General features: G+C 61.5%; 17 protein-coding genes. 9 read left to right on the forward strand and 8 right to left on the reverse strand.

All coding sequences use genetic code 11. The annotated features are described in order from the left end of the window. Positions 1-83 precede the first annotated feature (83 nt). From AC27VU_RS08255 to AC27VU_RS08290, 8 genes are all read left to right on the forward strand, one after another. On the forward strand, positions 84-854 hold the full coding sequence (locus AC27VU_RS08255; protein ID WP_400506106.1) for a hypothetical protein: 771 nt from the start codon (positions 84-86) through the stop codon (positions 852-854). A 399-nt stretch (positions 855-1,253) separates the two neighbouring features. Further along, complete coding sequence (locus tag AC27VU_RS08260; protein ID WP_473018583.1) at positions 1,254-2,495, forward strand: SfnB family sulfur acquisition oxidoreductase; 1,242 nt, start codon at positions 1,254-1,256, stop codon at positions 2,493-2,495. Between the two features lie 37 nt (positions 2,496-2,532). Further along, positions 2,533-3,726 carry an SfnB family sulfur acquisition oxidoreductase gene (locus tag AC27VU_RS08265; protein ID WP_103521963.1) on the forward strand — a complete coding sequence of 398 codons (1,194 nt, stop codon included), beginning with the start codon at positions 2,533-2,535 and terminating at the stop codon, positions 3,724-3,726. After that, the gene (locus AC27VU_RS08270) at positions 3,726-5,078 is read left to right on the forward strand and encodes an LLM class flavin-dependent oxidoreductase (RefSeq protein WP_488723849.1); all 1,353 of its coding nucleotides are present in this window, start codon (positions 3,726-3,728) and stop codon (positions 5,076-5,078) included. The genes AC27VU_RS08265 and AC27VU_RS08270 overlap by 1 nt, the downstream gene beginning before the upstream one ends. Before the next feature lie 106 nt (positions 5,079-5,184). Beyond that, a complete protein-coding gene (locus AC27VU_RS08275; RefSeq protein ID WP_262143442.1) occupies positions 5,185-5,994 on the forward strand; it encodes a MetQ/NlpA family ABC transporter substrate-binding protein in 810 nt (269 codons plus the stop codon). A 2-nt stretch (positions 5,995-5,996) separates the two neighbouring features. Next, positions 5,997-7,118 (forward strand): methionine ABC transporter ATP-binding protein, encoded by a 1,122-nt coding sequence (locus tag AC27VU_RS08280; RefSeq protein WP_488723850.1) that lies wholly within the window; start codon positions 5,997-5,999, stop codon positions 7,116-7,118. Continuing rightward, on the forward strand, positions 7,108-7,752 hold the full coding sequence (locus AC27VU_RS08285; protein ID WP_003220597.1) for a methionine ABC transporter permease: 645 nt from the start codon (positions 7,108-7,110) through the stop codon (positions 7,750-7,752). Before AC27VU_RS08280 ends, AC27VU_RS08285 begins: the two co-directional genes overlap by 11 nt. Before the next feature lie 171 nt (positions 7,753-7,923). Next, the gene (locus tag AC27VU_RS08290; protein WP_262143440.1) at positions 7,924-8,553 is read left to right on the forward strand and encodes a class I SAM-dependent methyltransferase; all 630 of its coding nucleotides are present in this window, start codon (positions 7,924-7,926) and stop codon (positions 8,551-8,553) included. A 101-nt stretch (positions 8,554-8,654) separates the two neighbouring features. Here the strand turns inward: AC27VU_RS08290 and AC27VU_RS08295 are convergent, their stop codons facing one another. From AC27VU_RS08295 to AC27VU_RS08305, 3 genes are read right to left on the reverse strand one after another with little or no spacing between them, the layout of a single operon-like run. Next, the gene (locus AC27VU_RS08295) at positions 8,655-11,708 is read right to left on the reverse strand and encodes an efflux RND transporter permease subunit (RefSeq protein WP_003220593.1); all 3,054 of its coding nucleotides are present in this window, start codon (positions 11,706-11,708) and stop codon (positions 8,655-8,657) included. Then, on the reverse strand, positions 11,705-12,769 hold the full coding sequence (locus tag AC27VU_RS08300) for an efflux RND transporter periplasmic adaptor subunit (RefSeq protein ID WP_488723851.1): 1,065 nt from the start codon (positions 12,767-12,769) through the stop codon (positions 11,705-11,707). The genes AC27VU_RS08295 and AC27VU_RS08300 overlap by 4 nt, the downstream gene beginning before the upstream one ends. After that, positions 12,766-13,869 carry an efflux RND transporter periplasmic adaptor subunit gene (locus AC27VU_RS08305; protein WP_488723852.1) on the reverse strand — a complete coding sequence of 368 codons (1,104 nt, stop codon included), beginning with the start codon at positions 13,867-13,869 and terminating at the stop codon, positions 12,766-12,768. The genes AC27VU_RS08300 and AC27VU_RS08305 overlap by 4 nt, the downstream gene beginning before the upstream one ends. Positions 13,870-14,129: 260 nt before the next feature. On the opposite strand from AC27VU_RS08305, the gene AC27VU_RS08310 reads away from it, so the two are divergent. Next, entirely contained in the window at positions 14,130-15,290 is a 1,161-nt protein-coding gene (locus tag AC27VU_RS08310; protein ID WP_338800517.1) for an AAA family ATPase, read from the forward strand. A 120-nt stretch (positions 15,291-15,410) separates the two neighbouring features. Here AC27VU_RS08310 and AC27VU_RS08315 read toward each other — a convergent pair whose 3' ends face one another. The 5 genes from AC27VU_RS08315 to AC27VU_RS08335 all read right to left on the reverse strand — a co-directional run bounded on the left by AC27VU_RS08315 (position 15,411) and on the right by AC27VU_RS08335 (position 19,750). Next, a complete protein-coding gene (locus AC27VU_RS08315) occupies positions 15,411-16,292 on the reverse strand; it encodes a transporter substrate-binding domain-containing protein (protein ID WP_003220583.1) in 882 nt (293 codons plus the stop codon). Continuing rightward, the gene (locus tag AC27VU_RS08320) at positions 16,289-17,071 is read right to left on the reverse strand and encodes an amino acid ABC transporter ATP-binding protein (protein ID WP_103485223.1); all 783 of its coding nucleotides are present in this window, start codon (positions 17,069-17,071) and stop codon (positions 16,289-16,291) included. The genes AC27VU_RS08315 and AC27VU_RS08320 overlap by 4 nt, the downstream gene beginning before the upstream one ends. Next, a complete protein-coding gene (locus AC27VU_RS08325) occupies positions 17,068-17,727 on the reverse strand; it encodes an amino acid ABC transporter permease (RefSeq protein WP_003220580.1) in 660 nt (219 codons plus the stop codon). Before AC27VU_RS08325 ends, AC27VU_RS08320 begins: the two co-directional genes overlap by 4 nt. Next, on the reverse strand, positions 17,708-18,373 hold the full coding sequence (locus AC27VU_RS08330) for an amino acid ABC transporter permease (protein WP_003220579.1): 666 nt from the start codon (positions 18,371-18,373) through the stop codon (positions 17,708-17,710). Before AC27VU_RS08330 ends, AC27VU_RS08325 begins: the two co-directional genes overlap by 20 nt. 579 nt (positions 18,374-18,952) lie before the next feature. After that, on the reverse strand, positions 18,953-19,750 hold the full coding sequence (locus tag AC27VU_RS08335; protein ID WP_003220575.1) for a MetQ/NlpA family ABC transporter substrate-binding protein: 798 nt from the start codon (positions 19,748-19,750) through the stop codon (positions 18,953-18,955). Positions 19,751-19,837 lie beyond the last annotated feature (87 nt).

Raw genomic sequence — 19,837 nt, forward strand, 5'->3', positions numbered from 1 at the left:
TTCATGGCTGCATTACCGATTCATCACGCCTTTTGTTTTTTCAAGAAACGGACTTCGCCGCAAGACTTCAAGGAGAGAACCCGATGACCCGCACTTCGCCTACCCCCGAACTGGCAGCGCCGAACCTCGCATCCGCGCAGAAAAACGCCATCAACCTGGCCGCTGCCGCGCACTTGCTGATTGATGTCATGCCCTACCCCGGCATGGACGTCGGCGATCTGATCGAACTGTTCTGGAACAACTGTTACGTCGCCTCGCGGGTCCTGACCAGTGAAGACCTTGGCGCAACGGTCAGCCTGCGGGTGCCGGAGAGTTTCATCGCCAGTGGCACCGCGCGGATTCATTATCGGGTGATGCAGATCGGCCAGGGACCGGCGCTGTCGGCGGCAACCCGGGTGCAGGTCAAGCTCGACTGCCCCGGCGGCCAGCCTTCGCCGTTGTGCGGTGATGAAAATCAGCAACTCGCGCCAGTCACGTTTCCCGACACCATCCGCCGTCAGGGCGTGAACCCCAATCAGATCAAACGCGGTGTGCCCCTGACCATCGAACCCTACCTGAACATGGCCGAGGATGACGCAATCACCTTGCGCTGGGGCGACGTGCGAATGGATCTGGCACCGATCACCGCCGCCGATATCGGCCTGCCGATCCAGGTCTGGGTGCCACCGGCGGTGATCGTCGAGGGAGGTGAGGATCTGCGCCTGGATGTGACCTATTGCGTCCTCGACTGGGTGGGCAACAACTCGCGCTGGGCACCACCACGAACGCTGAAGATAGGCTGTGTGAACCCTTATCTGAAGGTGCCGCTGCGCCAGGAGCTGAAGGCCGCTGAATCGCGCCGAGAAGAACGCTGAACCTTGTGGCGAGGGAGCTTGCTCCCGCTGGGGTGCGAAGCGCCCCCAGACCTGCGCACCGCGTTCATTCAAATGAAAGGTGGGATCAGGTTTCGCGACTGCTGCGCAGCCGAACGGGACGGTGCGAGGATTCGACAAGCGTCCTTGCCACAGACTCCAGTCACCGAAACAAAGTTGTTAACCAACCCGACCACCACCCCTTCTATACATATTCCTAAAAGTTAGTTTATTTAATATTTATACACGCTTAGGGTATATGAACCGGACCACCGGACATTCTTTCGTTCGCCGCACTTTTGCGGCGTTTTTCATGAGATGTGAGGTAGGTAGTATGGTCCGGAACACAATCACCCCAGTGCAGATCGCCAGGGCATTGCGTGCAGCCAAGGAGCGGCATTGATGTCCAGTCTGGCCGATGCAAACGTCCAGTCTGATCTGGACATCGCCCCACTGTTGTTGCCCGCGCAGGTCTTGCGCAACGACGCCCAAGCCATCAAGGCTGCCCACGAACTGGCGCAGGTTGCCCGTGTGCAGGCCGCCAAGCGCGACCGCCAGCGCAAGCTGCCATGGTCGGAAATCGAACAGTTCACCCGCAGCGGTCTGGGCAGCATTGCGATCCCGCGCGAATACGGTGGCCCACAAGTTTCATTCGTCACCCTGGCCGAGGTATTCGCGATCATTTCCGCAGCCGACCCGGCGCTGGGACAGATCCCGCAGAACCAGTTCGGCATCATCAACCTGGTACTCGGCAGCGCCACCGAGGCGCAGAAAAAGCAGCTGTTCCAGAGTGTTCTGGAAGGCTGGCGCATCGGCAATGCCGGCCCTGAGCGCGGCACCAAAAATACTCTGGAATTGAAAGCCCGCATCACCGCCGACGGCGATGACTACGTGATCAACGGCCAGAAGTTCTATTCCACCGGCGCGCTGTTCGCGCACTGGGTGGCGGTCAAGGCGCTCAATGACGACGGCAAGCAAGTGCTGGCCTTCGTCCGCCGTGGCACCCCGGGTCTGCGCATCGTTGATGACTGGTCGGGCTTCGGTCAGCGCACCACCGCCAGCGGCACGATTCTGCTGAACAACGTGCGGGTCGAGTCGAGCCTGGTGGTCGACAACTGGAAGATCAACGAGAAGCCGAATACCCAAGGCGCCGTGTCGCAGCTGATTCAGGCGGCCATCGATGCCGGCATCGCCCGTGGCGCCATCGACGACGCCATCGAATTCGTCAAAACCCGCGCGCGGCCATGGATCGACGCCAAGGTCGACCGCGCCAGCGACGACCTCTACGTGATCGCCGACATTGGCAAACTGAAAATCGAACTGCACGCCGCCGAAGCGCTGCTGCGCAAGGCCGGCAAAGTGCTCGACCAAGTCCATGCCGCGCCGCTGACCGCCGAATCAGCCGCCCGCGCCTCGATTGCGGTGGCCGAGGCCAAAGTGCTGACCACCGAGATTTCCTTGCTCGCCAGCGAGAAGCTTTTCGAGCTGGCCGGCAGCCGCGCGACCCTCGCCGAATTCAACCTTGATCGCCACTGGCGCAACGCCCGGGTGCACACCCTGCACGACCCGGTGCGCTGGAAATATCACGCGGTCGGCGCCTATCGCCTCAACGGCACTTTGCCGGCTCGCCATTCCTGGATTTAACGACCGCACACTTTTGACCAGATCTCTGGAGAAACACATGACTTATTCTCATCACGTCGCGGTCATCACCAGCGATGAGCAAGCCCTGATTGTCGCCAGCGACCTGGCCGAAGATTTCAAACGCGACAGTGCCGTGCGCGACCGTGAACGCCGCCTGCCACTGCCGGAACTCGACGTGTTTTCCCGCTCCGGCCTCTGGGGCATCAGCGTGCCCAAGGAATACGGCGGCGCCGGTGTGTCCAACGTGACCCTGGCCAAAGTCATCGCCCTGATCGCTCAGGCCGACGGCTCCCTCGGACAGATTCCGCAGAACCATTTCTACGCCCTCGAAGTGCTGCGCGTTAACGGCAGCCACGAGCAGAAACAGCGGCTGTACGCCGAGGTGCTGGCCGGTCAACGTTTCGGCAACGCCCTGGCGGAACTGGGCACCAAAACCGCTCACGACCGCGTCACCAGCCTCAAGCGTGACGGCGACGGCTATCGCATCAACGGGCGCAAGTTTTATGCGACCGGCGCGATCTACGCGCAGCGCATCCCGACTTCCGTCGTCGATGAAAACGGCGTGCAGCAACTGGCCTTCGTCCCGCGTGACAGCCAAGGCCTGACGGTGATCGACGACTGGAGCGGCTTCGGCCAGCGCACCACCGGCAGCGGTTCGGTGGTGTTCGAAGACGTCTATGTCGCTGCCGAAGACGTGATTCCGTTCCAGAGCGCCTTCGAGCGTCCGACCACGGTCGGCCCGCTGGCGCAGATTCTTCACGCCGCCATCGATACCGGCATCGCCCGCGCTGCTTATGAAGATGCCCTGCACTTCGTGCGCAGCAAGACCCGGCCATGGATCGACTCCGGCAACGACAAGGCCACCGAAGACCCTCTGACCCTGAAGAGTTTCGGCCACTTGAGCATCCGTCTGCACGCCACCGAAGCGCTGCTTGAGCGCTCTGGCGAGTTTCTCGACAAAGCCCAGGCCGAAACCAACGCCGAAACCGTCGCCGCCGCGTCGATTGCCGTCGCCGAGGCACGGGCGATCAGCACTGAAATCTCGCTCGCCGCCGGCAGCACCCTGTTCGAACTGGCCGGCAGTCAGGCGACCCTGATCGAACACGGCCTCGACCGCCACTGGCGCAACGCCCGGGTGCACACCCTGCACGACCCGGTGCGCTGGAAGTATCACGCGGTGGGCAATTACTACCTCAACGATGAAAAACCGCCACTGCGGGGCACTATCTGATGAGCAAGAAAAAGATCCTGCTCAACGCGTTCAACATGAACTGCATCGGCCACATCAACCACGGGTTGTGGACGCATCCACGCGACACCTCGACGCGCTACAACACCATTGAATACTGGACCGAACTGGCGCAGTTGCTGGAGCGCGGTTTGTTCGACGGGCTGTTCATCGCCGACATCGTCGGTGTGTACGACGTCTACCAGAACTCGGTGGACGTCACGCTGAAAGAGTCGATCCAGTTGCCGGTCAACGACCCGCTGCTGCTGGTGTCGGCGATGGCCGCCGTGACGAAAAACCTCGGCTTCGGCCTGACCGCCAACCTCACGTATGAACCGCCCTATCTGTTCGCCCGTCGCATGTCGTCGCTCGATCATCTGAGTCGTGGGAGGGTCGGCTGGAACATCGTCACCGGTTACCTCGACAGCGCCGCCAAGGCCATGGGCCTGCGCGAACAGGTCGAGCATGACCGGCGTTACGATCAGGCCGACGAATACCTCGAAGTGCTCTACAAACTCTGGGAAGGCAGTTGGGAAAACGGCGCGGTGATCAATGATCGTGAGCAGCGCATCTACGCGCAGCCGGAGAAGGTGCACAAGGTCGAGCACCACGGCGAGTTCTATCAGGTCGAGGGTTATCACCTCTGCGAACCGTCGCCGCAGCGTACGCCGGTGCTGTTCCAAGCCGGCAGTTCTGATCGTGGTTTGCTGTTCGCCGGGCGTCACGCCGAGTGCGTATTCATCAGCGGCCAGAACAAGCCGTCGACCAAAGTGCAGGTGGACAAGGTCCGCGCCAGCGCCGTCGAAGCCGGACGCAATCCCGAGGACATCAAGGTGTTCATGGGCCTCAACGTGATCGTCGGCGCGACCGAAGAAGCCGCGTGGGCCAAGCACGCCGAGTACCTGAGTTATGCCAGCGCCGAGGCCGGCGTCGCGCATTTCTCAGCCTCCACCGGCATCGACTTTTCCCAATACGAAATCGACGAACCGATCCAGTACGTCAAGAGCAATGCCATCCAGTCCGCGACCAAGAACCTGCAGAACAACGACTGGACCCGGCGCAAATTGCTCGAGCAGCACGCCCTCGGTGGCCGCTACATCACCGTGGTCGGCTCGCCTGAGCAAGTGGCGGATGAACTGGAATCGTGGATCGCTGAAACGGGACTCGACGGCTTCAACCTGACGCGCATCGTGACCCCGGAAAGCTATGTCGATTTCATTGAGCTGGTGATTCCAGAGCTGCAACGGCGCGGGTCGTACAAGACCGCGTATGACAACGGCAGCTTGCGCGAGAAGTTGTTCCACGGTGAGGCGCATTTACCTGAGCAACACACCGGATCGTCATTTCGCCGCTAAAAGCTTCGCGAGCAAGCCCGCTCCCACCCAAATGTAGGAGTGAGCCTGCTCGCGATGAGGCCCGACCAGACACCACAAAATTCATGCACTGACTGGAAACCACACCATGACCCAGAAATTCCTGTCCCACCCAGTCAAAGCACTGGCCCTGGCCTTCGGCCTGTTCAGCTCGGCGGTGTTCGCTGCCGACGCTCCACTGAAAATCGGCACCACCGCCGCCTTCGCCATTCCCCTGGAAGCCGCCGTCGAAGAGGCCTCCAAGCAAGGCCTGAAAGTCGAGCTGGTGGAGTTCACCGACTGGATCGCACCGAACGTCAGCCTCGCCGCCGGCGACATCGACGTGAACTACTTCCAGCACATCCCGTTCCTCGAAAATGCCAAGGCTGCCGCCGGTTTTGACCTGGTGCCGTTCGCCCCGGGGATCATCAACAACGTCGGCCTCTATTCGAAAAAATACAAAAGCTTCGACGAGTTGCCTGAAGGCGCCAGCGTCGCCATCGCCAACGACCCGATCAACAGCGGTCGCGGTCTGCAACTGCTGGCCAAGGCCGGTCTGATTACCCTGAAACCGGGGGTCGGCTACAAGGCCACCGAGGACGACATCGTTGCCAACCCGAAGAAGATCAAGATCCTGCAAGTCGAAGCCGTGCAACTGGTGCGCGCCTACGATGACGCCGATCTGGTCCAGGGCTACCCGGCCTACATCCGTCTGGCGAAGACCTTCGACGCCGGCTCCGCGTTGCTGTTCGACGGTCTCGACCACAAGGAATACGTGATTCAGTTCGTGATCCAGCCCAAAAGCAAGGACGACCCGCGCCTGATCAAATTCGTCGACATCTATCAGCACTCGCCGGCCGTTCGCGCCGCGCTGGATAAGGCCCACGGCAAGCTGTATCAGGCCGGTTGGGAAAGCTGAGCATGACCGCCGCGATCCAACGGCGACTGGATATTCCAGAGCCCAAAAATGCTGAAAAAACCGAACTGCATCCCGAGCTGAATCGCGCCCACGTGCGCTTCATCGGCCTGGGTAAAACCTACGAGGGGCGGCAAGGCCCGGTCGCGGCCCTGCAAGGCATCGATCTGGCGATCCAGCGCGGCGAGGTGTTCGGCATCATCGGTCGCAGCGGCGCCGGCAAGTCGTCGCTGATCCGTACGATCAATCGTCTGGAACAACCGACCGCGGGGCGGGTGCTGATCGATCAGGTCGACATCGGCGAGTTCGACGAAGACCGTCTGGTCGCCCTGCGCCGGCGCATCGGCATGATCTTCCAGCACTTCAACCTGATGTCGGCCAAGACCGTGTGGCAGAACGTCGAACTGCCGCTGAAAGTCGCGGGCGTGCCGAAGGCGCAACGCGAGCAGAAGGTGCGTGAACTGCTCGAACTGGTCGGCCTGCAAGCCAAGCACAAGGCCTACCCGGCGCAGCTGTCCGGCGGGCAGAAGCAGCGCGTCGGCATCGCCCGCGCATTGGTGCATGACCCGGACATTCTGCTCTGCGACGAAGCCACTTCAGCGCTCGATCCGGAGACCACCCAATCGATCCTCGGCCTGCTGCGCGAGATCAATCAGCGCCTGGGCCTGACGATTGTTTTGATCACACACGAAATGGCGGTGATCCGCGAAATCTGCGACCGCGTGGTGGTGCTGGAACACGGACGGATCGTCGAGCAGGGCCCCGTCTGGGAGGTGTTCGGCAATCCGCAGCACGAGGTCAGCCAGACCTTGCTCGCGCCGCTGCAACACGCCTTGCCGGAAGAACTGCAAAGCCGTCTGCATGCCCAGCCGCCCTCCCCGGGCGCAGCGGTGGTGCTGCGTTTGCAGTTCACTGGCAGTGCCGGCGACGAGCCGGATCTGGCAGCCCTGTTCGCCGCCCTCGGTGGTCGGGTGAAGTTGCTGCAGGGCGGCGTCGAACGGATTCAGGGCCACGCGCTGGGACAACTGTTGTTGGCGGTCAGCGGCTCGACCTTGAGCGCCGAACAATTGCGCGAGCGCGCCGCGCAGTGGGCACAACGGGTGGAGGTATCGGGTTATGTGGTTTGATCGTTTGCTCCAGGGTTTCATCGACACCTTCCTGATGGTCGGCGTGTCGTCGCTGATCGCCTTGCTGGTGGGGATCCCGATGGCGGTGATTCTGGTCACCAGCGACAAGGGCGGAATCTACGAAGCGCCCGTACTCAACAAAGCGTTGGGCGCGTTCGTCAACCTGTTCCGCTCGATCCCGTTTCTGATTCTGATGGTCGCGCTGATTCCGTTCACCCGGCTGATTGTCGGCACCACGTACGGTGTGTGGGCGGCGGTGGTGCCGCTGACGATTGCCGCGACGCCGTTCTTTGCGCGGATTGCCGAAGTGAGTTTGCGTGAGGTCGATCACGGATTGATCGAGGCGGCGCAGGCCATGGGCTGCCGACGCTGGCACATCGTCTGGCATGTGCTGTTGCCTGAAGCGCTGCCGGGGATTGTTGGCGGGTTCACGATTACGCTGGTGACGATGATCAACTCGTCGGCCATGGCCGGGGCGATTGGTGCCGGAGGGCTGGGCGACATCGCCTACCGCTACGGCTATCAGCGCTTTGACAGCCAGATCATGCTGACGGTGATTGTGTTGCTGGTGGCGTTGGTGGCGGTGATTCAGTTGGGTGGGGATCGTCTGGCGCGGGGCCTGAACAAGCGCTGATTTCAGCAGGGCTCATTCGACGCTTTTGAAACCGCTTTCGCGAGCAGGCTCGCTCCCACATTTGGAATGCGTTCCCCTGTGGGAGCGAGCCTGCTCGCGAATGGCTGCGCAGCAGCCCCAGACCTGATGGCGTATATTCGGCGAATCCCAACTGCCGCGCAGCCCTCGACCATGAAGCAAACCCCCACCGATCTGGAACAGATCACCGCCACCACCCTCGGCCACTACAACTCGGTGGCCGAAGACTTTCGCGAAGGCACCCGCGATCACGATGTCAGCCAGAACATCGACGCCTTGCTTCGCCATATCCAGGGCACGGCGCCGTTCTCCATTCTCGATTTCGGCTGTGGGCCGGGGCGTGACTTGCGCACGTTCACCCGCATGGGCCACGTTGCGGTCGGCCTCGACGGTGCAGAGCAATTCGCGCAAATGGCACGGGCAGACAGTGGCTGTGAAGTGTGGTGTCAGGACTTTCTGAAACTTGATCTGCCGGCCGAGCGCTTCGACGGGATCTTCGCCAATGCAGTGCTGTTTCATGTGCCGTTGCAGGAGTTGCCGCGAGTGCTCAAGCAGCTGCATGCCACGTTGAAACCGGGCGGGGTGTTGTTCAGTTCCAATCCGCGCGGAGATAACCGTGAGGGCTGGAACGGGCCGCGTTATGGCTCATATCACGACCTGGAGGCGTGGCGCGGGTTGCTGACGGCGGCGGGGTTTGTCGAGCTTGAGCATTACTACCGGCCTGCAGGGTTGCCGCGCGAGCAACAGCCTTGGCTGGCCAGTGTCTGGCGTAAATCTGCGTAGGCAGTTCTGACGCCTTCGCGAGCAAGCCCGCTCCCACAGTTGGGATGCGTCCCCCCTGTGGGAGCGGGCTTGCTCGCGAATAGAGTGCGCAGCACTCGCTTTTAAGCGGTCTCTTTCTTCGGCTCGCGAATCCTGTACCAGGCCACATACAGCGCCGGCAAAAACAGCAGCGTCAGCAACGTCGCGACCACGATCCCGCCAATCATCGCGTAAGCCATCGGCCCCCAGAACACTTCGCGGGCAATCGGGATCATGCCCATGCTCGCCGCCGCGGCGGTCAGCAGGATCGGTCGGCGGCGGTGTTCGGTCGCTTCCACGACCGCATCCCACGGCGCATAGCCCTTCTTCTCGTACTCATCGATCTGCGTCACCAGAATCACCGAGTTGCGGATGATGATGCCGATCAGCGCCAGAATCCCGAGGATCGCCACGAAGCCCATCGGCGTGCCGGTCGGCACCAGCGCCAGCACCACGCCGATCAGACCCAGCGGCGCGACACTCGCCACCAGGAACATCTTCTGCACGCTGTGCAGCTGGATCATCAGGAAGGTCGCCATCAAAAACAGCATCAACGGCAGCACCTTGGCGATCGGCCCCTGGGCCTTGCCGCTTTCCTCGACCGTACCGCCGGTGGCGACTTTGTAGCCGACCGGCAGCTTTTCAGCGAAGGCATCGATTGATGGCTTGAGCAGTTTCACCAGGTCGGTCGGCTGGATCTCGTCGCGCACCGAGGCCTTGATGGTGATGGTCGGCAGACGGTCGCGACGCCACACCAGCGGCTGCTCCAGCTCATACCGCACGGTGGCGAAGGCCAGCAGCGGAATCGAGGTGCCGTTGGGCGTGACGATCTGCAGGTTCTGCAGGGTTTCCGGGGTGCCGCGCTCGGAATCCACCGCGCGCCCGACCACGTTGATCAGGTAGATATCGTCATCGACCTGGGTCAGTGGCGAACCGCTGACGATGCTGTTCATCAACTTCGCCACGTCTTCCGACGACAGCCCGAGCTGACGCGCCTTGTCCTGGGCGATGTCGATACGCAGGACTTTGCCCGGTTCGTTCCAGTCGTAAATGATCTCGCCGATGTGTTCGTTCTTGTCCAGCTCGGTCGCCAGGTCGATGGCGTGCTTGCGCACCTGATCGATGTCCTTGCCGCTGACCCGGTACTGGATCGGCCGGCCCACCGGCGGGCCCATTTCCAGCGCCTGCACGTAACTGCCGATGCCGACGAAGTCCTTGTGCAGGCGCTCACGCAGGCGTTGGCTCAGAGCCTCGCGGGCTTTGAAGTCTTTGCTGACGATCACCAGTTGCGCGTAGTACGGGTTCTGCAATTGCTGGTCGAGCGGCAGGTAGAAACGGATCGCGCCCTGACCGATGTAAGTGCTCCAGCGCACGATGTCCGGGTCGCCCTTGAGCGTGGCTTCGAGCTTGTCCACGGCCTTGCGGGTTTCGTCGATCGAGGCGTTTTGCGGCAGGTTCAGATCGACGAGGATTTCCGGGCGATCGGAGGACGGGAAAAACTGGTTCTGCACAAAGCGCATGCAGAACACTGCCAGCACGAAGCACAACACGGTGATGCCGATCGCCCACCAGCGGTTACGCATCGACCACAACAAGCCGTGATTGAATGCCCGGCCAATGCGCCCCGGCTCGGCTGCGTGGGGTTTCACGTTGGTGCTGAGAATGTGCACGCCAATCACCGGTGCGAACAGCACCGCGACGATCCACGACACCAGCATCGCCACCGCGATTACCGCAAACAGGGTGAAGGTGTACTCACCGGCCGAGCTGGCGTTGAGGCCGATCGGCACAAACCCGGCGACCGTCACCAGCGTACCGGTGAGCATCGGGAACGCTGTGGAGGTGTAGGCGAACGTGGCCGCCTGCTCCTTGGTCTCGCCCATTTCCAGGCGCGTGACCATCATCTCCACGGTGATCATCGCGTCGTCCACCAGCAGGCCGAGGGCGATGATCAGCGCACCGAGGGAAATCCGCTGCATGGTGATGCCGCTGTACTCCATGAACACGAAGACCATCGCCAGCACCAGCGGAATCGAGCACGCCACCACCAGCCCGGCGCGCACGCCGAGGCTGATGAAGCTGACCACCAGGACGATGATCACCGCTTCGAACAGCGCGCTGGTGAAGCCGCCGACGGCCTCTTCCACCACCACCGCCTGATCAGACACGGTGTGCACGCCGACGCCCACCGGCAGGTCGGCCGTCAACTGGTCGATGCGCGCGTGCAGCGCCTTACCGAACGCCTGCACGTTACCGCCCTTCTGCATGGCAATCGCCAGGCCGATGGCCGGTTTGCCGTCGAAGCGAAATTCCGGGGTGGCCGGGTCGACGTAACCACGGCTGATGTCGGCGACATCGGCCAGACGATAGAAGCGGTCATTGAGCTTGAGATTGACCTCGGCCAGATCCTTCTCCGAAGCGAACTGCCCCGAGGTGCGCACGGAAATCCGCTCCGGACCGGCCTCGATCACACCCGCCGGGGTCACCGCGTTCTGCGATTGCAGGCTCTGCACCACCTGGCGCTGATCGATGCCCAGCGCGGCGAGTTTGCGCGTGGAGAAGTTCAGGTAGATCACTTCGTCCTGCTGGCCGACCATCTCGATCTTGCCCAGCCCCGGCACGTTGCGGATCTCGGCGCGGGCCTGTTCCACGTAGTCGCGCAACTGGCGCATGGTCAGGCCATCGGCAGTAAAGGCATAGACCGAGCCGTAGACGTCACCGAACTCATCGTTGAATCCGGGTCCCTGAATCCCTTGGGGAAACTGCCCACGAATGTCATCGATCTTCTTGCGTACCTGGTACCAGATTTCCGGAATGTCCTTGGCGCTGGTGGTGTCGCGCAGGTACACGTAGACCGTCGATTCACCGGGCCGCGTGTAGCTTTTCACGTAATCGAGGGAGTCGAGTTCCTCAAGTTTTTTCTCGATGCGGTCGGTGACCTGCTTGAGGGTTTCTTCCTGGGTTGCGCCCGGCCACTTGGTCTGGATGACCATGGTCTTGATGGTGAACGACGGGTCTTCTTCGCGCCCCAGATTGAAGTAGGAAAACACCCCCATCAGCAGCGCGACGAACATCAGGTACCAGACGAACGACTGATGCTTGAGGGCCCATTCGGAGAGATTGAAAGAGCCTTTCATTGACTGTCCTCGTCGAGTTTCACGGCTTGTCCGGGTTTGAGGCTGTTGACGCCTGCGCTGACCACCTGCTCACCACTTTTGACCCCGCCGGCCAGCACCACGGTGCTGTCAGTGCGGCTGGTCACGCTGACGTCACGGGGGGAGACGGTTTTGCTCTGGGGGTCGATGACCCAGATACGGGTCTTGCCGTCGACTTCCTGCAACGCCGTCGCAGGCAACTCGATCCGCGACTTGATGGCCGAGCTGAGGGTCACGCTGATCGCCGTGCCAAGACGAAACCCGGGCGGGGTTTCGCTCAGGGTCAGGCGTGCACGACGGGTACGCGTGGCGCTCTGTGCCTGGGGTTCGATTTCGCGAATGATCGCCGTGGTGCTGATGCTCGAGTCGAGCTGCGCGGCCACCAGAAACACCACGTCGGCGGGGATCTGATCGACCAGCGTATCCGGCAGGTCGATCACCGCTTCCTTGATGTCCGGTTGCGCCAGGGTCACCACTTGCTGGCCGGCGGTTACCACTTGGCCGGCCTCGGCATTCCATGCCGTGACCACGGCTTTGTGGTCGGCGCGCAGTTCGGTGTAGCCGAGCTGATCCTTGCTCTGGTTGACCGCCGCCCGCGCCTGATCGAGCGAAGCCTGGGTGGTTTTCAGGTCGGTGGTGGCGATGTCCAGTTGTGCCTGGGCGCCCACGCCGCGATCAAACAGCGCTTGCTGACGCCGGGCATTGGCCTGAGCGTTGATCAGTTGCGCCTGCACCTTGGCCAGATCGCCCTGGGCCGAGCGCAACTGGTTCTGCTGATCAGTCGGGTCGAGGGTGGCAAGCAGCGTGCCCTTATCCACTTCGGCGCCGACATCGACATTGCGACTGGCGATGCGCCCGCCAACGCGAAACCCGGTGTTGCTCTCGTAGCGCGCCTGAATGCTGCCGGCAAAACGCCCGAGGGTTTCTTCGTTCAGCGCCTGCACCTTGATCGACAGCACCGGCCGCACCGGCTCCGGCGGTGGTTCGCTTTTCGAGCAGGCAGCCAGCAGCACGCCAATGGACAACAGCCCCAAACGCTTCATGGCTGTGCTCCCGGTTGCAGATCCTTATAGGTGTTTTCGGCGATTTCGACTTTCATGCCCGGGTGCAGCAGTTGTCCACCGGCAACGATGACTTTTTCGCCGCCGTTGAGACCGCCGCTGATGATGACCTTGCCGGTCAGGTAGCGGCCGACGGTGACGTTATGCAATTGCGCTTGACCCTTGTCATCGACCATCCACACCGCCGGGTCGCTGATGTTTTTGGTCAGCGCCGACCACGGCAATTCCACTGCCGTTTTGCCAGTGCCCTTGGCGGTGGCGCTGACCACCGAGCCGAGCTGCATGCCCTGCGGCAGACTGTCGAGGGTGACCTTGACCTGCACCGTGCCCGATTGCGCCGACACCGCCGGGGTGATTTCACGTACGGTGCCGGTGGTCTTGATATTTGGGTTGTCGAGCAGACTGACGACGATCGAGCGATCGGCAGGCCGTTCCGAGAGCAGCGATTCGTAGACGTTGAACACCGCATCGCGGTCGCCATCGCGGGCCAGTTTGAAAATCGGCGCGGTCGCCTGAACCACCTGGCCGACTTCAGCCTGGCGCTCGGTGATGATGCCGGGGGCATCGGCGATCAGCGAGGTGTAGCTCAACTGATCCTTGGCATTGGCCAGTTGCGCCTGGGCCGCGTTCAGAGCGCTCTGGCTGCTGCGCAACGCGGCTTGGGCGGAGTCGAATTCGCTCTGGCTGGTGTAGCCCTTGGGCAACAGTTTTTGCTGCCGCACGAACGCCGCCGCGCTTTGTTTGACCCGCGCCTGCTCGGCGACAACCTGCGCCTGGGCGGAATCGACGTTGGTCTGCAAATCCTTGGGATCGAGTTTGGCCAGCACCTGTTTGGCGCTCACCCGGTCGCCGACATCGACCATGCGCTGGATGATCTTGCCGCCGACCCGGAACGACAGTTCGGTCTGCACCCGCGCCTGCACGTCACCGGTGAGGGTCACGGCAGCGGCATAGTCAGCCGGTTTCACCACTTGCACAAAGACCCGGGGGAAGTACTCCGCCGGGGCCTCTTTCTTGCCGCAAGCGGTCAGCGCCGTGAGCAGGCTCAGCACGACCACTGTTTTCAATCCGGGACTCGCCATGCAGACTCCTTCCTGTGTACGAACGTGCAAGTGACGATACGACTGTGAGCTTAGAACAGGGTTCAACCTTCGCTCGCGGGAATAACGCATTTTCCACATTGATTTCTGTGGCGAGGGAGCTTGCTCCCGCTCGACTGCGAAGCAGGCGCAAACCTCTCGAATCGGGGGTTGGGGCCGCTTCGCAGCCCGGCGGGAGCAAGCTCCCTCGCCACAGGGGTACCGGCACGGCACACTATCGGTTCCGGCAGAAGGAAACGCCCATGCTCAAGACCCTCGCGGTAGCCAATTACCGCTCGATCAATAAATTGGTGATTCCGCTGGGCCGCTTGAATCTGATCACCGGCCCCAACGGCAGTGGCAAGTCCAACCTGTACCGCGCGCTGCGCCTGCTGGCGGAAACCGCGCAGGGTGGCGTGGTCAATGCGCTGGCCCGCGAGGGTGGGCTGGATTCGACGTTCTGGGCCGGGCCGGAAACCATCAGCCGGCGCATGCGCAACGGCGAAGTGGCGATCGAGCCGACCGTGCGGCAGGGCGTCAAACGCCTGCGTCTGGGGTTTGCCGGGGAAGACTTCAGCTACGCGATCGCTCTCGGCTTGCCGGAGCCGAGCCTCTCGTTCTTCTCCCTCGATCCGGAGATCAAGAAGGAATGCATCTGGGCCGGGCCGCTCTATCGTCCGGCGAGCCTGCTGGTGGATCGCCACGGCCCGATGATTCGCGCCCGCGAAGGGCGCGGCTGGGACGTGCTGGCCCAGCACACGCCGAACTTCGACAGCCTGTTCGATCAGGTCGGCAGCCTGCGCAGTTCACCGGAGGTGTTCCAGATGCGCGAATTCATCCGCCGCTGGCGCTTCTACGATCACTTCCGCAGCGACGCCGACGCCCCGGTGCGCCAGCCGCAACTGGGCACGCGCACGCCAGTGCTGCATCACGACGGTCGGGATCTGGCCGCAGCGTTGCAGACCATTCGCGAAATCGGCGACCCCGAAGCGTTGCAGGCAGCGATCAGCGATGCCTTCCCCGGCGCACGGCTGAACATCGCGCCGCTGGCCGGCGGACGCTTTGCCATCGAGTTTTATCAGGAAGGATTGTTGCGACCGCTGTCGGCGGCGGAGCTGTCGGACGGCACGTTGCGTTATCTGCTGCTGATCGCGGCGCTGCTGACGCCACGCCCGCCGTCATTGATGGTGCTCAACGAACCGGAAACCAGTCTGCATCCGGATCTGCTGCCGGCGCTGGCACGCTTGATCATTCGCGCTTCGCAGGAGTGTCAGGTGTGGGTGGTGTCCCACGCACGACGGTTGATTTCGGCGTTGCAGGAAGATCCCGAGTGCAACTGCATCGTGCTGGAGAAGACGCTGGGGCAGACCGGGATTGTCGGCCAGCGGGTGCTGGATGAGCCGGCGTGGAACTGGCCGGATTGAGCGGCGCCTGAACCACCGCTTTCGCGAGCAAGCCCGCTCCCACAGTTGGAATGCGTACCCCTGTGGGAGCGAGCCTGCTCGCGAAGAGGACCTTCAGGTCAGCGCAGATTTAACGGCCAATCACCCCTGCCACTTGCCACCCTCGACAATCACGCTCTCAGGCTTGGTGTCATCGCTCAGCTCTTTACGCACGTATTGGTCATACAGCTTGAGCAGGTACTTCTCTTCACCCAACTTGGCCAGCTCGGTATTCACCCAGTCACGCAGCTCGATATTGCCCTTCTTCACCGCCGGCGCAATCGGCGCCTCAGCCCCGAGCTTTTCGTCCAGCACGCGGTAGCCCGGATTTTGCTTGGCCCAGCTGAACAGCACCAGATTGTCCTGCGCGTAGGCGTCGCCGCGACCGTTGGCCAGCGCTTGCAGCGACTCGGAATTCTTCTCGAACTTCAGCAGTTTCCAGTCCGGGTGATTCTTGGTCAGCCAGATGTCGGCCGTGGTGCCGGTGGTGACGATAGTGGTGCGGGTCGCCAGGTCATCGAGGTTCTTCACGGAACTGCCCTGCGGTACCAGTGCCTGGACTGCGACCTTGAGGTTCGGGTTGGTGAATTCCACCGCTTCCTTGCGCTCCGGGGTCACGGTCATGTTGGCGAGGATCAGGTCGACCTTGTCGCTCTGCAGGAACGGAATGCGGCTCGCCGGCTCCACGGCCACGAACTCGACCTTGTTCTCGTCGCCCAGCAGATCCTTGGCGAAACGCCGACCGATATCGGTGTCGAAGCCGACGTAGCGCCCGGCTTCATCGACGAAACCGAACGGTGGCTTGTCGGTGAATACGCCGACGATCAGTTTGTCGCGGGCCTTGATCTTGTCCAGATAGCTGGCCGGCGCGGTGCTTTCGCTGGCGACTTTCGGCTTGGCCGGTTCTTCGGATTTGTTGCAGCCGGCGAGCAGCGCGAGCCCCAGCAGCGGCAGTAAAAACAGGGATGACTTGGCAGTTTTCATAGCGGTTCCAGTTCCTTTGTCGGATTCGTTTCAGGCAGTGTTGCAACGAAGGAGAACTTCTCCAGAAACTGCTGCGCGCGTGCGGTTTGCGGGTTCGTAAAGAAAATCTCGGGCGGGTTCTGTTCAAGGATGCGTCCGGCATCCATGAACACGATACGGTCGGCCACCGCGCGGGCGAAGGCCATTTCATGGGTGACGATCAGCAGGGTCATGCCCTCGCGAGCCAGGCCCTGAATCACTTGCAGCACTTCCTTGACCATCTCCGGGTCGAGGGCGGCGGTGACTTCATCGAAGAGCATGACCCGCGGGTTCATGCACAACGAACGGACGATGGCGATGCGTTGCTGCTGGCCGCCGGAGAGCTGGCGCGGGAACGCATCGCGCTTGTCCGCCAGGCCCACGCGCTCAAGCAAGGCTTCGGCTTGCTGCTGCGCTTCACGGCGCTGGCGCTTTTGCACCTTGAGCGGGCCGAGCAGCAAATTGTCGAGCACGCTCATGTGCGGGAACAGGTGATAACTCTGGAACACCATGCCGATCTGCTGGCGGATCTCGCGCCAGTCGGTGGCCTTGTCCAGCAGCTCGCGGCCGACAAATTTCAGGCTGCCGCTGTGGGCCTCCTCCAGACCATTGAGGCAACGCAGCAAGGTGCTTTTGCCACAACCGCTGGGGCCGAGGATAACGATCACTTCGCCGCTGCGCACTTGCAGGTCGATGCCCTTGAGCACCTGCTGTTCGCCGTAGAATTTGTTGAAACCGTGAAACTCGATCAATGCGCTCATGCTTGCGTCCAGCGCCGCTCCAGCACGCGCGAGGCGGCCGACAGCGGGTAGCAGATGAAAAAGAAAAACAGAAACAGCGCGCCGTAGATCAGCACCGATTCGTAGGTGCGCTCGATGATCTGCTGGCCGACCTTGATCACATCGACCACGCCGATCAGCACCGCCAGCGAGCTGGTCTTGATGATCCGCGTGTAGACGTTGATGGTCGGCGGCGTCATGCGTTTCAGCGCTTGCGGCAACAACACGTAGCCATACAGTTGCGCCGCATTGAGGCCGATCGACAATCCCGCCTCACGCTGCCCGCGCGGCAACGAATGCAGCGCGCCACGGGCCACTTCGCCGACCTCGCTGGCGCCCCACAGCGACAGCACCAGCACCGCGCACCAGAAGCTCGGCAAGCTCAAACCGAAGAAAATCGGCAGGCCGAAAAACAGCAGGTACAGCCAGACCAGCACCGGGATCGCCCGGAACAGTTCCAGATAGACCCGTAGGATCGCGTTCAGCCACGTCACGTTGAGCGTGCGCAATACGCCGTAGAGCACGCCGCCAATGGTGCTGATCGCAATGCTCAGGAACGAGATCGACAAGGTTTGCCCGGCGCCTTTTGCCAGTTGCGGCAACGACACCCAGAGCAGTTCAAGACCCGAACTGGCCATGCTGGAGCCTCCTTTCCAGACGGCTGAGCAGCAGCGACAGCGGCAAGAACAACAGCACGCAAATCAGCGTCAGCACGGCGAGCATTTCGTAGGTTTTGTAGTAGAGCGCGATGTAGCTCTTGGTGGTGTAGAGGATTTCCGGCACGGCCACCGCCGAGACCACGGTGGTTTCCTTGAGCAGGAAAATGAAATTGGCGAACAGCGACGGCAGGCTGAGAATCCCCGCTTGCGGCAGGATCACGTAACGCAGCAACTGGCCGTGGGACAGGCCGATGGAACGCCCCGATTCCAGTTGCGCCTGCGGCACCGCGTCGACACCGGCACGCAGCACCTCAGTGAGGTAAGCACCGCCGAGGAAGGTCATGGTGATGATTGCAGCGGTGAACCCGGAAACCTTGATCCCCAGCGCTGGCAAGGCGAAGTAGACGAAGAACAGTTGAATCAGCAGCGGCGTGTTGCGCGCCAGTTCTACATACAGGCCGACGGCGCGCTGCAGGTAAGGCGTGCGAAACACCAGAATCGTCGCGTTGAGCAGCGCCACCAGCAGCGACGTGCCGATGGCGATGAACCCGACCTGCAGCGTCACGCCCACGGCTTTGAGAAAGGCCGGCAGGGTGCTGAGGATAAATGCGTAATCGAATGTCATGAAACGTCCTGACGCCACTCGGTAAGTGGCGGTGGTGCAGTCCATGGACAGCGGGTGGCTGTCCGGCAGGCACTGACTTTATAGGTATAAAAACAAGAATTTAAATACCGTTAAAGCATATTGATATCACCCAAAAAACTATCCTGTGGGTTTGCCGGGAAGGAATAAGAAGGCTATTTTCCCTTGCGCTGTAGGAAGGATCTTTTTTGCATGAAAGCCCTCCAAGGACGAGCAGCTTTTGGCCAGACTCCTCCGGCCAAACCATTACAAGGAAGACAACATGGACGTAAAAGTGCCGCAGCGACTGGACCCGCAGGACATCGTGAAATTGCTCGTGGCGTTGCGCCGGGCGTTGAAGACTCAAGTGGCCTGAGTCAGCGAAAAAATCAAAAGATCGCAGCCTTCGGCAGCTCCTACAGGAGATCGCATTCCTCTGTAGGAGCTGCCGAAGGCTGCGATCTTTTGCTTCTGGGTATAGATTTTGTGTCGACCGCACCAATCGAGCACACACAAAAACGCCGATGACCATCACTGGCCATCGGCGTTTTCATACCTTGAAGGGGTGGTTCAAGCGTCGGATCAGAACGCTGGCAGTACCGCGCCGTTGTACTTCTTCTCGATGAACGCTTTGACTTCCGGGCTGGTCAGGGCAGCGGCCAGTTTCTGGATGGCGTCGCTGTTCTTGTTGTCCTCACGGGCAACCAGGAAGTTCACGTACGGCGAGTCAGCGCCTTCGATCACCAGCGCATCCTTGGTCGGGTTCAGCTTGGCTTCCAGCGCGTAGTTGGTGTTGATCATGTCCAGATCAACTTCCTTCAGGACGCGTGGCAGCAGGGCCGATTCCAGTTCCTTGAACTTGAAGTTGTGCGGGTTCTTGGCGATGTCTTTCGGGGTCGCCAAGGCGTTTTTCGGATCTTTCAGTTCGATCAGGCCAGCCTTCTGCAGCAGGATCAGCGCACGTCCGCTGTTGCTGCCTTCGTTCGGAATAGCGATGGTCGCGCCGTCCGGCAGTTCAGCCAGAGTCTTGTACTTGCTCGAGTAGCCACCGAACGGTTCAATGTGCACGCCCTTCACGGTCACCAGGTACTTGGCTTTGTCGTCCTTGTACTTACCGGCGTTGAAGCTGTTCAGGTACGGTTCGGTCTGGAAGTAGTTGGCATCCAGACGCTTCTCGCCAACCTGCACGTTCGGCTGCACGTAGTCGGTGAAGACCTTGATTTCCAGATCCACGCCTTCTTTGGCCAGGGTCGGTTTGATCAGCTCGAGAATTTCCGCGTGCGGCACCGGAGTCGCCGCCACCACCAGTTTCTCGCCGGCCTGGGCCAGGGAAGCAGTCAGAGCAGCCGCCAATGCGGTAAACAACAGAACCTTTTTCATGCAGTGTCCTTATCGAGAATCACGGTCGCGAATGGCGACGGCTATTAATACGAGTGCCAGTGAAGTGCTATCTCTGGCGTGAAGCGG

This window comes from Pseudomonas sp. 14P5.3.2 (genome assembly GCF_057799175.1).